Origin of the sequence: Anaerotignum sp. (assembly GCF_051877975.1) — a bacterium.
Taxonomy (GTDB): Bacteria; Bacillota; Clostridia; order Lachnospirales; family Anaerotignaceae; genus Anaerotignum_A.
This window is the reverse complement of record NZ_JBJEJK010000010.1, coordinates 56,187-69,053: the sequence shown is the minus strand read 5'-3', so window position 1 is coordinate 69,053 and position 12,867 is coordinate 56,187. Positions and strand designations below refer to the sequence as shown.

The 12,867-nt window shown below is 47.9% G+C and carries 13 protein-coding genes; 1 reads left to right on the top strand and 12 read right to left on the bottom strand.

The window, feature by feature from the left end:
* Nucleotides 1-2: 2 nt before the first annotated feature.
* From ACI39P_RS01430 to ACI39P_RS01380, 11 genes are all read right to left on the bottom strand, one after another.
* Nucleotides 3-251, bottom strand: coding sequence for a helix-hairpin-helix domain-containing protein (locus ACI39P_RS01430; protein ID WP_439718937.1), 249 nt, complete (start codon nucleotides 249-251; stop codon nucleotides 3-5).
* The gene (locus ACI39P_RS01425; RefSeq protein WP_439718936.1) at nucleotides 248-838 is read right to left on the bottom strand and encodes a uracil-DNA glycosylase family protein; all 591 of its coding nucleotides are present in this window, start codon (nucleotides 836-838) and stop codon (nucleotides 248-250) included. The genes ACI39P_RS01430 and ACI39P_RS01425 overlap by 4 nt, the downstream gene beginning before the upstream one ends.
* A 272-nt stretch (nucleotides 839-1,110) precedes the next feature.
* Nucleotides 1,111-2,130, bottom strand: a complete 1,020-nt coding sequence (locus ACI39P_RS01420; RefSeq protein WP_439718935.1) for a rhomboid family intramembrane serine protease — start codon at nucleotides 2,128-2,130, stop codon at nucleotides 1,111-1,113.
* 533 nt (nucleotides 2,131-2,663) lie between these two features.
* Nucleotides 2,664-2,909, bottom strand: a complete 246-nt coding sequence (locus ACI39P_RS01415) for a pro-sigmaK processing inhibitor BofA family protein (RefSeq protein WP_439718934.1) — start codon at nucleotides 2,907-2,909, stop codon at nucleotides 2,664-2,666.
* A gap of 15 nt (nucleotides 2,910-2,924) precedes the next feature.
* Nucleotides 2,925-3,152, bottom strand: coding sequence for a DUF2508 family protein (locus ACI39P_RS01410; RefSeq protein WP_439718933.1), 228 nt, complete (start codon nucleotides 3,150-3,152; stop codon nucleotides 2,925-2,927).
* 119 nt (nucleotides 3,153-3,271) lie between these two features.
* Nucleotides 3,272-3,982: a pseudouridine synthase gene (locus ACI39P_RS01405; protein WP_439718932.1), complete on the bottom strand. Its 711-nt coding sequence runs from the start codon at nucleotides 3,980-3,982 to the stop codon at nucleotides 3,272-3,274.
* Between the two features lie 18 nt (nucleotides 3,983-4,000).
* The gene (locus ACI39P_RS01400; protein WP_439718931.1) at nucleotides 4,001-4,723 is read right to left on the bottom strand and encodes an MBL fold metallo-hydrolase; all 723 of its coding nucleotides are present in this window, start codon (nucleotides 4,721-4,723) and stop codon (nucleotides 4,001-4,003) included.
* Between the two features lie 2 nt (nucleotides 4,724-4,725).
* Nucleotides 4,726-5,577: a patatin-like phospholipase family protein gene (locus tag ACI39P_RS01395; RefSeq protein ID WP_439718930.1), complete on the bottom strand. Its 852-nt coding sequence runs from the start codon at nucleotides 5,575-5,577 to the stop codon at nucleotides 4,726-4,728.
* 93 nt (nucleotides 5,578-5,670) lie between these two features.
* Nucleotides 5,671-8,814 carry an efflux RND transporter permease subunit gene (locus ACI39P_RS01390; RefSeq protein ID WP_439718929.1) on the bottom strand — a complete coding sequence of 1,048 codons (3,144 nt, stop codon included), beginning with the start codon at nucleotides 8,812-8,814 and terminating at the stop codon, nucleotides 5,671-5,673.
* Between the two features lie 3 nt (nucleotides 8,815-8,817).
* Nucleotides 8,818-9,945: an efflux RND transporter periplasmic adaptor subunit gene (locus ACI39P_RS01385; RefSeq protein WP_439718928.1), complete on the bottom strand. Its 1,128-nt coding sequence runs from the start codon at nucleotides 9,943-9,945 to the stop codon at nucleotides 8,818-8,820.
* A complete protein-coding gene (locus ACI39P_RS01380) occupies nucleotides 9,942-10,421 on the bottom strand; it encodes a MarR family transcriptional regulator (RefSeq protein WP_439718927.1) in 480 nt (159 codons plus the stop codon). Before ACI39P_RS01380 ends, ACI39P_RS01385 begins: the two co-directional genes overlap by 4 nt.
* Before the next feature lie 156 nt (nucleotides 10,422-10,577).
* On the opposite strand from ACI39P_RS01380, the gene ACI39P_RS01375 reads away from it, so the two are divergent.
* On the top strand, nucleotides 10,578-11,525 hold the full coding sequence (locus ACI39P_RS01375; RefSeq protein ID WP_439718926.1) for a DegV family protein: 948 nt from the start codon (nucleotides 10,578-10,580) through the stop codon (nucleotides 11,523-11,525).
* Between the two features lie 132 nt (nucleotides 11,526-11,657).
* On the opposite strand, the gene ACI39P_RS01370 is transcribed toward ACI39P_RS01375, so the two are convergent.
* Nucleotides 11,658-12,794: an amidohydrolase gene (locus ACI39P_RS01370; RefSeq protein ID WP_439718925.1), complete on the bottom strand. Its 1,137-nt coding sequence runs from the start codon at nucleotides 12,792-12,794 to the stop codon at nucleotides 11,658-11,660.
* Nucleotides 12,795-12,867: the final 73 nt, after the last annotated feature.

Below are 12,867 nucleotides of genomic sequence, written 5' to 3'. Positions count from 1 at the left end.
TCTCAATCCTTCCAATTCCACCATTTCAGCTTTTCGGGATCGTGTACCTCATTTTCCGCATAATAGACCGCCATACGGTAGACGTAAAGCTGGCATCTATCCACTTTTCCCCTCTTCAGCGCACATTCCCTCTGATACATGGCTTCCGGGTCAGCCCCCTTCAAGGAAGCAATGCTGTCAAACCCCAGCAGCAGCAGATCCTGCTCCGTTTCCTTCCCCACATAGGGGATTTTCTGCAGATCCGTTTTCACGCCAGGCCCTCCTTCTCCAAAAAGGCTTTCAGTTTCAGCAAATCTTCATCATAGACCGCCTGCAACGCCCGATTATAAATGACCGCCGCCGGATGATAAAGAGCGAAAAGGGTACGTCCATCTGCCAATGCCACCGGCGCACCATGATAATCCCCAATGACGGCCTTCTTTTCCCCCGTCACTGCTTTCAGGGGCACATTCCCCAGTGTCACGATGACCTTCGGGGCGATGGCTTTGATCTCCTCCTGCAAAAAGGGCAGGAAAAAGGCAATCTCCTCGGCAGAAGGGGGACGATTCACCGCCTTGCCCGTTTTGGGGCTTTCCTTCGTGGGCCGCAGCTTCACCACATTGGATATGTAGATTTCCTCCCGTTTTAAGCCAACGACTTCCAGAAAAGCAGACAGGTTTTTCCCTGCCTTGCCCACAAAGGGACGCCCCTGTTTTTCCTCATCGCCGCCGGGGGCTTCGCCAATCATCATCAGGGCGGGCTGTTCCGCCCCTTCCCCAAATACAATGGTTTTTCCACTGTATGCGGAAATCTGCACCGCTTCCAGTAAATTTTTCTGGATATCTTGTATTTTTTTCATAGAATTTCTCCTTTTTCCCCATTCCCAACAGGGTTATCCACAAGCAATTGAAGTTATCCACAATAATTTTGGGGATAACTCATTATGTCACCCTCAAGATATAGGGGGTATTTTTCTTTTTTTTCAGAAAATGACCAAAAATGTGCCGATTTTACGGCAGATTATAATATTCATCTTGTATTGCATATTTTTTCTGGGGATAACTGCCCCCTTATCCACAGGATTTTTGGGGATAACTCCACAGGTTATCCATAGGTTGTCCACAGTTTTCCTCACTTTTTCCGCAAAAGCAGGGCAAACACAGCCATCCCGCCCAGCAGACCGCCAATATGGGCCATATTATCTACCCCCGGCTCTAAAAACCCAAAGCAAATGGCCGTTGCCGCCAAGAGCAGCATGGTGGCATAACTCATGCCCGTATAACGGGAGCCACGTTTTTTTGTCAGCAGGAGCATCGCCCCCAGCAGCCCATAGATGGCACCGGAGGCCCCAATAGAAATCCCCCCGCTGCTGAAAGCTACGCTGAGCAGACCGCCGCAGAGCCCCGAAACCAGATACAGCACCAAGAAGCGCCCTGTCCCCAGCAGCTTTTCTGCCCGCACGCCGAAATAATAGAGATACACACCATTGGACACCAGATGCAGGATGCCCCCATGAAGAAACATGCTGGTGAAGAAACGGTAATATTCCCCCGCCAGGATGCCCTCCCGGCTCAGGCCAAAGCCCATCAGGATATCCTCCCCTTGGGGGGCAAGCATAGTGAGCAGCAGCAACGCCCCGCAGACAGCAAAAATCACTCCTGTGGCCACCGGCTTTTTCTGTTCCTCTGTATCCCTAAGTACAAGCACTTCCGGTGCTTTCCCCTTTGCCGCCGCCAAGAGCAGCTTTTCAATGCCCAGCAGCTGATCGGGCTGATTTTTTCCTGCGGTAACTTTGCCGCTTTCTGTCGAAAATTTCCAGAAAACACGATAAAATTTTTCGTCATATCCAGTGAAAGGCGAGATATCCCCTGTTTCCATAGTATCCACAGGGGCACTCTCCCCTGCTTTATCCACAAGGATGCTGAGAGCCACCATGCGGGAACATTGGAATTCTGCCAGCTGTTCTTCCATCCGCCTGCCGAAATCGGCAAAGGTCTGGTGATCCTCTTTCCAGCCTTCGTCGCCTGCATCCAGCAGGCACAGCAGATATAAAACAGGGTTTTCCGCCCGCCAATACCAGTTTTCTTTATTTCTTACTTTGCGGAAACCTTTATTTTCCAGCTGCATCCGCAGATTTTCCCAAAATTCCATGGAGTTTCCTCCCCTTTTCTTTTTTCTTCTATGATAACATAAGAAATACTGTGATTTCTGAAATTTCTCTTAAAATTGCTGTAAAAATAAAAAAAACTGCCGAAATGGGCAGTTAAATCTTGCAGCGGAAAGGCTTGGAAAACGAAGCGTTTTCCAAATAAAATCCGCAGGCGGAATTTATTTCCGCCCAGGAAAACAGGACGTTTCAAGCTTGCGATGGAACGCATCTGTTTATTCTTCTGTCTCACTCATTGAAATCCTGATTTCAACGAAGGGTGTCGACTTCGTCGACACCCTAAAAAAAACCCGCCAGGGCAGGCGGGCTTAAAAAGGATAAGAAATGGGGTAATCTTTCTTATCGTAAAAGGAATCAAATCCTTTGGGAGAATGGGGATAACTATATGTTGTTATACACAGGGAAGTAATAGTTATCCACAAACTTATCCACATAATTAACATAGCATAACTTTCTATCTGTGTCAATTCAAAAGATTTGTCGAAAAACAACAATTTATCGCGTAATTGGAAAAATTTTACAGAAATAAACTCAATACAAACATTCCGGCTACCCCTGGCATCCCCAGCAGGGCAGAAATGGCCAAAGTGACTGCATTCACCCCCACAGACGCCCCCAGGCTTTGCCCCAGAAAAAGGACACAGCCCCCGGCTATGGCAGAAAGCCCTAATTTACATAATATCTGCAAAGGCTTTGCCAGGGCAATCAGCGCCAAAGCCAACAGACAAACAAAAATCGCACAAGCCATCACATAACTCCCCATACCTTTCCCCCTTTTCTAAATGGCACTTCGCTGGTACCCATTGGTGAGACCCATTTTCTTGGCCGTTTTCAGAAAATATTCGTATTTCTTCTGTAAAGCAATGATCTCATAAATGTAACTGTCGATGAGGGCTTCATCGGTGGCGTCCTCGAAGGAACTGCGGGCACATTCCAGCTGCAGTTGAATCTGATGGATTGCGGCAAGAATGGCCTGCCCCTCTGTCATGAGCCTTTCCTGTTTCATGGTAAGACCCCCTTTTTACTCTTAGTATAGGAAGAATTAGGGAAATTTATGCTAAAAATGAGAAAAGTCTTACGCCATAAGTCTAAGACCTTTCCCATTTATCATAAAAGCTTTTTCCGTTATATCAGCTGCTGTAATAATTTCAATTCTTCTTCTGTCAATTCCCGGCAATGCCCCTCCGGTAAATCCTCCGGAAGATACAGATTGCCCATAGCAAGGCGGTGCAGCTCCACCACCTTTGCCCCATAGCAGCCAAACATCCGCTTGATCTGATGATAGCGGCCCTCGCTGAGGGTCACTTCCGCTGTACGTTCCCCGGTGATGACCAGCTTCGCCTCCTTGCAGAGGCCGTCATTCAATTCCACGCCCGCCGCAAAGCCCTGCCGCATTTCCTCCGTCACGGGGATATCCAGTTCCACCCGATAAACCTTCCGCACGTGCTTTCTGGGGGAAAGAATATTGTGCGCCAGTACGCCGTCATCGGTGAGAATCATCAGCCCTGTGGTGTCCTTATCCAGCCTGCCCGCAGGGAACAACTCCCGCCCCCGCCATTCCTGTGGCACCAGATCCAACACCGTCTGCTGTTTCTTATCCTCTGTGGCGGAAACGCAGCCCTTGGGCTTATGCAGCATCAGATAGAGCTGTTTTTTCACCGTCAGGGGCTTGCCGTCGATGGTGATGACGCTTTTTTCCGGGTCTGCCTTCTGGCTGGAGGAGGTGATGACCTTCCCATCCACTGCCACCCGTTTTCGATTGACCAGATATTTCACATCGCTGCGGGAATAGAGTCCCTGAGATGCGATGAGCTTATCGATTCTTTCCATTGCCATATCCATTCTCCTTTATCTTTATAAAGCCTGATATTCCGCCTTCAATTCCGCGATCAGCTCTGCTTTCCCCTGGGGCGGATGATGACCTTTGACGGCGATGGCAAACTCCATCTGTTCCAATTCCGCAAGAAACCTTCCCAGCAGCTCTTTGTCATAGACCCAATCCTCTCCCACAGGAACAGAACAATAGGCATCCCCCAAAAACAGCAGGCCATCCTCGGGCACGAAAAACACCACACAATCCCCCGCATGGGGAGAAACAACTTCCTTTAAAACCACCGTCACTCCGCCAAGGTCTATGCGAAGCTGTCCAGCAAAGGAGAGTTTCGCCTGCTCCACTCGGATTTGACCCCGGTCTGGGTATTCTTTCCGGATATGGATATCACAAAATGCCGAATCCTCTCCCGTTTCGATACGCCTTTTCATGGAAGCATCGTCCCACTGCCATTCCTTCATTTTTCCCAGAATTTCATTGGTCTTTTCCCCTGCCAGGGAAACCCCCTCCCAGCTGCAAAGGCCATAGGTATGATCCCAATGGGCATGGGTCAGGGCAATATATTGGGGCAAAGGCAAACCCGCCTCTCGCAATCCTTCTTGCAGCAGCGCCCCATGGGCAGGGGAATTGCCTGCATCCATCAGCAAAGCCGCCTTTTCTCCTTTTACATAACCAATACAGGGTCTGTCTGTTTCCGGGTCATTTTCTGTATAAAAAACATGTTCTGTCAAAGGGTTCCAGCGCATTTTCATTCCTCCATGAATGTTTGCAGCTCTGCAAAGTTTTTTTCCGCCTGCTGATAGCCATGGCGATAAAATTGCATCAGCTTATGATATTCCCGCTCCAGCCGCTTTACTTCCTGCATTTCCGGGCGGATAGAGAAAACCTTGCCTTCCGCTTCCATCTGGCGGATGAAATCCAAGGTTTCATTATACATTTGGGGGCGGCGCAGCATAGCTTCCGCAAAGGCAGGATATTTCTTCCGATTTTTGCGGGCCAGCAGCTTTGTCCCCTTGGAAAGGCACATCTGAAATTCCTTTCTTCTGGTTTCCACAACGACCACCTTATCACAGCCCATGGCAAAGGCACGGCGCACCGAAATGGAATCTGCTACGCCTCCGTCAGCATAGGGGACGCCATCCACCTCCACCGCAGGCGTTGCCCCAGGCAGGGCGGAGGAAGCCATGCCAATGGTCATGAGATACTTGCAGTCTGTTCCCTTATCCCGCAGATATTCTGCTTTTCCTGTCAGGCAGTTGGTGGCTGTATATTCCCGCTCCACAGGGTTGGCGAAATAAGCATCAAAATCGAACAGGTTATGCTTTGTAGGCACTTCCCAATAGATCTTGTTCATATCAAACAGATGCCCCGTTTTCAGCAAAATTTTCAGACCAAAATACTTACAGTTTTCATCTTTTGTAATATTGGTATCCCGGGCACGGCCAATCTGCCCGGCAATAAAATTCATGGCATTGCCTGCACCGGCGGAGGTTCCCACTATATATTGAAAGCTTACCCCCTGCTCCATCAGATAATCCAATACACCGGCAGTAAAGACGCCCCGGTTGGCGCCCCCTTCCAAAACCAAACCGATCTTCATAAAAATCGTCTCCTTTTTAAATTTAAAAAAGCCGTTGGAACTATTTTCCCAACGGCTTTAGTATATCATTTATTTTTCATTTTTCAAAGATGCTCAGGACTGCTGTGCGGCTCTTTCTTGTGCCAGTTCTTCTGCGTGGAGCTTTGCGTTTTTCGCAATGCGTTTTGCTGTCTTGCGGGCATTGGATTTCCGCTTTCTTTCATTCATCCACATATACAGAACGGGGATGAAGATCAGCGTTACCAGCATAGACAGGGTCAAACCGAAGATAACGGCAATGGCCATGGCGTGCATCATTTCAGAACCTTCACTAGAGGTCAGCGCCATAGGCAGCATACCTAATACTGTGGTCAGCGTGGACATCAGGATAGGGCGCAGACGACGAGGACCTGCATTGGTCAGAGCGACATAGCATGTCATGCCGCGGTCCATCAACTGGTTCGTATAGTCTACCAATACGATACCATTGTTAACGACCATACCTACCAGCATGATGAAGCCCATCATGGCAGGCATTGTGATGGTATTGCCTGTCACGAACAGACCCAGGATACCGCCGGTGATGGCCAGAGGCATCGCAAACATGATGATGGCAGGATAACGCAGGGATTCAAACTGAGAAGCCATGATCATATATACCAGAAGGACAGCAACCACCAGTGATGTTGACAAGCTGGACATGGAGTCATTCATGTTTTCTGTCATACCGCCGAATTTATAACTGCAGTCTTCCGGCATTTCATAATTGGCCAATGCACTTTCTACCAATTCCTGGGCTTCACTGCCGCTCAGGTCGTTGGCATTGGCTTCGATGGTGATATAGTTTTTCTGGTTTTCACGATAGATGGAAGTTGCGCTTTCATCCATAACAACGTCGGCAACATCGCCCAAGGGCACCTGTGTGCCATAAGCAGAGGTTACAGTCAGATTATTCAGATCTGTCAGGTAATTGATCTTTTCTGTATCATACCGGATTACAACATCGATTTCATCGCCGTCTACCTTATATTCTGTGGCTGTAGAGCCGGAAACGGCTGTGCTCAGGGCGCCGGCAATGGAAGCTGTTGTGATGCCATACTGAGAAGCTTTGCTTCTGTTGATGACTACCTTTGCTTCCGGCACTGTATCACCAGTAGAACCATCTACATCGGTAAGGCCAGGCACTTCAGAAAGCAGCGCTACCAAGTCTTTTTCCACATCCAGCAGTGCATCGGAATCGGGGCCATAAACATTCAATGTGATATCGGCAGAGGACATAGAACCCATCGCGGAAGTAGATTCCGATACGGTGATATCCGCACCGGGGATATCTGCCAGCATGCCTTCGATCTCTTTACAAACTTCTGCTGTGGAACGGTCACGGTCATCTTTATCTACCAGGTTCATGGTGATGCTGGCAGTGGAAGTGCCGCTGCTGAGCATACCGCCACCTACGCTGGCATAGACCGTATCCGCTTCTTCGATATCCTGCAGACGATACAGGACTTCCATACTGATTTCTTCTGTAGAATCCAGATCGGAGCCATTGGGCAGCTCTACGCTGATATTGATTTCGCCCTGGTCCATATCTGCCATAAAGTCTACGCCGGCAAGGGGCACCGTGGTCAGGCTGGCAACAAAGACGATCAAAACAGCAAGGATCGTTTTCTTACGATGTCTCAGTGCCCATTTCAGTATCTTTTCATATTTTCTGTTCAGTTTATCGATGAGGTCTTCCCATTTATCCAAAATACGGGGGATCAGGAGACCTTTGAATTTATGTTCATTATTTTCTCTGTTCATCAGCAGGGCAGAAGCCATGGGTACGAAGGTCAGAGAAACGATAAGGGATGCCACCAGAGCATAAATGATAGTGAAGGACAAGCTCTGCATCATTTTACCTGTAGTACCGCCGATCAGACCGATGGGCAGGAATACGGCTACAGATGTCAGTGTGGAAGCAAATACGGCTGTGGTAACTTCTTTGGCACCGATTTCCGCCGCTTCCACTGGCTTATACCCTCGCTCGAAATACTGGTAAATACTATCCAAAACTACGATGGAGTTATCTACCAGCATACCAATACCAATCGCCAGACCACCCATTGAGATCATGTTCATATTGATGCCCGTTACATACATCAGACCGAAAGTAGCCATGATGGATGTGGGGATAGATACTGCGATGATAAAGGAGGTAATGGGGTTTTTCAGGAACAGCAGCAGAACGAAGAACGCGATAACAGCTGCCTGCAGTGCTGTCTGTGTTACGTTGGACAGGGACAGCTTGATATAATCCGCTGTATCTGTCAGCATGGTCATTTCCAGTTCCGGATAATCCTTCTGGATTTGAGCAATTTCTGCTTCCAGGGCATCGCTGACTTTTACCAGGTTGGCTGTGGACTGTTTATCAACAGCAAGCATGATGGCTTTTTCGCCATTCAATACCATGAAGGAGTCTCTGTCTGCTTCCATTTCTTCTACGGTTGCCACGTCGCTCAGGTGGATGACACCGCCGGTGCTGGTGGTAATGGGCAGGTTTTTGATTTCTTCGATGGATGTAAATTCACCGATGGTACGAACGGATACAGTCATATTGCCCTGTGCCAGATCGCCGGAAGGCAGGTTCATGTTTTCTGCCGCCAGAATATTGGACAGGGTAGAAGTGGTTACGCCATAGCCCGCCAGTTTATTGGGGTCTACAGTGATACGGACTTCTCTTTCGATACCACCGGAAACATCAACGGAGGCAACGCCTTCGATACGTTCCAGACGGTTTACGATATTATCTTCTACCATATCGTTCAAATCTGCCAAGTCCATATTTTCCGCCTTTACGCCCAGATAGATGGACATCGCATTGATATCCAGTTTCATGATGATAGGTTCATCGGCGTCATCGGGCAAGGTAGATTTATTCCTGTCGATAACGTCACGCATATCCATGGCGGCGACGTCGATATCTGTACCATCTACAAACTCTACCATTACGATGGACATATTGGAGGAGGAAATCGAGGTTACCGTATCTACATTGGTAACGGTAGCCAATGCTTTTTCCAAAGGTTCGGAAACCAGTGTTTCCATTTCTTCGGGGCCGGCACCAACATACGTAGTCGCAACGAGGGCGATAGGCATATCAATATCGGGGATCAGGGCCTGATCCAGGTTAAAATAGGACAGGATACCCGCAAGAAATACCATCATCGTTATCATGACCGTGGTAACGGGACGGCGAATACAAAATTTGGAGAGCATTCCTTATTCCCCCTTTTCTTTTGTTTCTGTTTCAGATTTATTTGTTTCTGTCGTTGTTTTTGCAGGGGCTGCATTGGAAACGCTTACTTCTTCGCCGTCAGAAATATATGTCTGCCCTTTTGTGACAACATCATCGCCTTTTTTCAGGCCGCTTGTGATTTCAATGGTATCTTCTGCTTCGATGCCCAGTTCTACGTTTACTTTCTTTGCCACATTGTTTTTGATTACATAAACGTAAGTTTCGCCATCTTTTTCAATGACAGCATTACGAGGCAGAACAATGGTATCTTCGGCGCTTGCCATAGTGAAGTTTACTTCTGCCATCATGCCGGATTTGATCTTACCGTCTTTGTTATTCAGTTCTACCTTTACAGTATACATGCCGCTCTGACCTGTTGCAGGAGCAATGGTAGAAACGGTACCTACCAAAGGTTCCGGAGAAACGGCTGTCATCAGAACAGAAACCTTATCGCCAATATGGATATTATTCAGCACCTGTTCGGAAACGCCTACTTCTACTTTAATCGTAGACAGATCCATGACAGTATACGCAGTGGATGCCTGAGAAGCATAACCGCCCTTTTCCACGCCTCTTGTGGCGATCACGCCGGTCATGGGGGAAGTTACAGTACAGTCGCTGATATTCTTTTTCATATTATCGATCTGCACCTGCAAAGTTTCCAGCTGTGCTTCAGCGGATTCATAAGCATATTTAATCTGGTCGAAATCCTGCTGGGAAATGATTTCTTCTTCATACAGCAGTTTGTTATTATCGTATGTATTCTTTGCGTTATCTCTGCCCAGTTTACCGGCTTTATAGTTTGCTTCCAGAGAACGCAGGTTATTCTGCAGGTCTACGCTGTCTACGGTAAACAGAACCGCACCCTGGCTGACTTTATCGCCTACTTCATAATTGAAACTGGTTACCTTGCCGGGCACTGTGGGCACAACATCTACTTCTTTGGAAGGCGCCGCTTTGCCTGTGTAAGCAAATTCGCTGGAAATCTGAGATTTTCCTACCGTTGTGATCTCAACAGAGCGCAGCTGCTTTTCTTCTACTACTTCTTCTTTGCCGCAGGCTGTGCCCAGTGCCATGCACAGAGCCAGTGCGACCAATACATGCTTTTTCATTCTTTCCATCCTCCTGCATTAAATAATTCTATCAATTCTTTTACTTTTGTGTAGAAGAGAGTTCGTTTTTCCTCATCCATCTTGTCAAAACCAATGGCAATATTTTCTATCAAAAGATCCATAGTCTCTTCGACTGCCTCTTTTCCCTTTTCCGTCAGGGAAACATAGACCTTTCTGCCGTCATCGCCGCCTTTGGCTGCTTTTTTCTGTACAAAGCCTGCCTTTTGCAGCTTGGAAAGCATTAAGGAAAGACTGCCCTTGCTGATATGCAGCTGTGAAGATATCGCTGAAACCGTATCCAACTCCGGATTATTGTATAAAAATCTTAAAATCTCCGTTTGATGATGGGTGATTCCCAATTCTTCTACACGTTTCGCAACTTTTTCTTTTGTCGTATACTCTTTGCTCCAGCAGGCCATATCCGATACCAATCGCACCATATTGACAGCGATGTCCCTGCCTGTCACAGCTTTCATCTCCGCACTCCTTTCTTTCAAAATAAAAGAAATTTTCTCCTTATAAAACAATACGAATTGATTTTAATATAAAACTAATTATAAGTCAATTTATTTTTAAATTAAAACTAATTTTTTGCTGGAAAATCGGGAACAACTGTGTTAAGATGTAATGCAATGCTTATTTTGAAAGAGATTAGATATGACTTTCAGCAAAATACGGGAGGATTGATTTTTATGGATTTCCGTGTCATCAGTGACAGCTCCTGCGATATTTCCCCGGAACAGGAAAAAACATACGAGATCGGCATCATACCTTATTACGTCTCCTTCGACGGGGAAACCTACCGCAAAGAACGGACAGAAATCTCCGCAGAGGAATTTTACAGAAAAATGGCAGAAAACCCCGGTGTTTTCCCGAAAACATCCATGCCCACCCAGCTGGATTTTTACAATGGGTTTCTGCCCTGGGCCAAGGCAGGGGAAAAGGTGCTGTATTTCAACCTGACGGCCAAATTCAGCAGTTCCTTCCAGAGTGCCCGTCTGGCGGCGGAAACATTGATGGAAGAATATCCTGATTGTAAAATCGTGGTCATCGACAGCATGTCTGCCACCGTACAGGAAGGGCTTTTGGTAACGGAAGCGGCAAAAATGGCTCAGGCCGGTTTTTCCCTGGAAGAAACCATCCGCCGGGTGGAGGAACTGAAGCATACCTCCCGCATCTTCTTCACCTGTGCAGATCTTTCCTATTTAAAACAGGGCGGGCGCATCGGCAACGTGCTGCAGCAGGCAGCCATTGCCTTGAAGATCAAACCCATCATGTTTATGCACAGCGGAGAGCTGCAGCCCGCAGGCATTGCCCGCAGCAGAAAAAAATCCCTGCAGAAGGTCATTGCCGATGCACAGGCTTTCTTTCAGGATAAAAAAATCAATGACTATCGCATTTGCGCCGGCTGGGGCTATGACAAAGCGGAATTTGCCCAATTCCAGCGGGATGTGGAAACAGCCATGAGGGAAATCGGTTTTGAAGGGGAAATCGAACCCTATCAAATCGGCTCTACCATTGGGGTGCACACAGGCCCTACCCCCATCGGGATCGCTGTTATTCAAAAATACAACACCTAAATCCTATATAAAGGAAGAAACACACCTTTTCGTAAAAATGCCCTTGGCAGAAAGCGAAGAGGTGCTTTTTATAGGGGAAACAGCAAAAAAGATACTCTAAAAAGAGTATCTTTTTCGTATTATGGGTCATAATCAGAGTTTTTGCAGCAGCTTGGCATAGGTTTCTGCCCCTGTGGCAAGGATCGCTTCATCGAAATCAAATTCCGCGCTGTGCAGGGATGCGGTAAAGCCCTTTTCGGGGTTGCCGCTGCCCAAAAAGAAAAACATGCCGGGAATCTGGGTCTGATACAGGGAGAAATCCTCCGCCAGCATATAAGGCGGCGTTTCCTCATAAGCATCGCCGCAGACAGCTTCCAGCGCCTGCACCAGCCCGGGGTCGTTATCCACCACCCGATACATGTGGCGAAATACCGCTTCCCCCCGGCAGCCATAGCCTGCCGCAACGCCCTGCACCACTTCATGGACACGCTTTTCCATCGTTTCATAGGCAGTATCGCTGAAAGCCCGCATGGTTCCTTCCAGCTTCACTTCCTTGGCGATGATATTGCAGGCTTCGCCCCCATGGATAGAGCCAAAGGTCAGCACGCCCCTGTCCAAAGGGGAAACATTACGGCTGAGGATCGTATGGATGGCAGTGATGACTGCCCCTGCCGCCAAAACCGCATCATTGCCCAGATGGGGCTGGGCGCCATGGGCGCTTGTCCCATGGATATGCAGATCCACCTCCCCATTTCTTGCCATCATGGCACCCTTTCGGCAGGCAATCTTTCCTTGGGGCACCTGGGGGAAGATATGACAGCCGATGATTTTTTTGATTTCATATTTTTTCAGCAGACCTGCATCGATCAAAAGCTTTGCCCCGCCGGGGCCTTCTTCCGCAGGCTGGAAGATCAGGACCACCCTGCGGCGGGCATAGGCTTCCGGATGATCGCAGAGATATTTGGCAAAGCCCAGCAGAATCGCCGTATGCCCATCATGACCACAGGCATGCATCCAGCCGGGATGTGCGGAGGCGTATTCCTTGGGGGTTTCCTGCACAGGAAGTCCATCGATATCCGCCCGAAAGGCCACTGTTTCACCCTCTTCGCCAAAAATCGCCACCACGGCCGTTTCCAGCCAAGTCTCTATCCGTGCCGCGCCAAAGGACTGCAGTTTTTCCCGGATATAGGCAGAAGTTTGATATTCCTGTAGACCAGCTTCGGGAATTTTGTGCAATTCTCTTCGTATTTGTTTCAGTTCTTCTTTGATATTTTCAAAATATGTATCCATATCCATTCACTCCTTTATTCTGTTTAGATTTTTTCATGTTTTTTTATTTTTGTCAATGAATACCTTGGAAAGT

Excerpts from the sequence above, each read along its gene's own strand:
- ACI39P_RS01425 (WP_439718936.1), bottom strand. The coding sequence starts at position 838 with ATGAAAAAAATACAAGATATCCAGAAAAATTTACTGGAAGCGGTGCAG.
- ACI39P_RS01420 (WP_439718935.1), bottom strand. The coding sequence starts at position 2,130 with ATGGAATTTTGGGAAAATCTGCGGATGCAGCTGGAAAATAAAGGTTTC.
- ACI39P_RS01415 (WP_439718934.1), bottom strand. The coding sequence starts at position 2,909 with ATGGGGAGTTATGTGATGGCTTGTGCGATTTTTGTTTGTCTGTTGGCT.
- ACI39P_RS01410 (WP_439718933.1), bottom strand. The coding sequence starts at position 3,152 with ATGAAACAGGAAAGGCTCATGACAGAGGGGCAGGCCATTCTTGCCGCA.
- ACI39P_RS01405 (WP_439718932.1), bottom strand. The coding sequence starts at position 3,982 with ATGGCAATGGAAAGAATCGATAAGCTCATCGCATCTCAGGGACTCTAT.
- ACI39P_RS01400 (WP_439718931.1), bottom strand. The coding sequence starts at position 4,723 with ATGCGCTGGAACCCTTTGACAGAACATGTTTTTTATACAGAAAATGAC.
- ACI39P_RS01395 (WP_439718930.1), bottom strand. The coding sequence starts at position 5,577 with ATGAAGATCGGTTTGGTTTTGGAAGGGGGCGCCAACCGGGGCGTCTTT.
- ACI39P_RS01390 (WP_439718929.1), bottom strand. The coding sequence starts at position 8,814 with ATGCTCTCCAAATTTTGTATTCGCCGTCCCGTTACCACGGTCATGATA.
- ACI39P_RS01385 (WP_439718928.1), bottom strand. The coding sequence starts at position 9,945 with ATGAAAAAGCATGTATTGGTCGCACTGGCTCTGTGCATGGCACTGGGC.
- ACI39P_RS01380 (WP_439718927.1), bottom strand. The coding sequence starts at position 10,421 with ATGAAAGCTGTGACAGGCAGGGACATCGCTGTCAATATGGTGCGATTG.
- ACI39P_RS01375 (WP_439718926.1), top strand. The coding sequence starts at position 10,578 with ATGCTTATTTTGAAAGAGATTAGATATGACTTTCAGCAAAATACGGGA.
- ACI39P_RS01370 (WP_439718925.1), bottom strand. The coding sequence starts at position 12,794 with ATGGATACATATTTTGAAAATATCAAAGAAGAACTGAAACAAATACGA.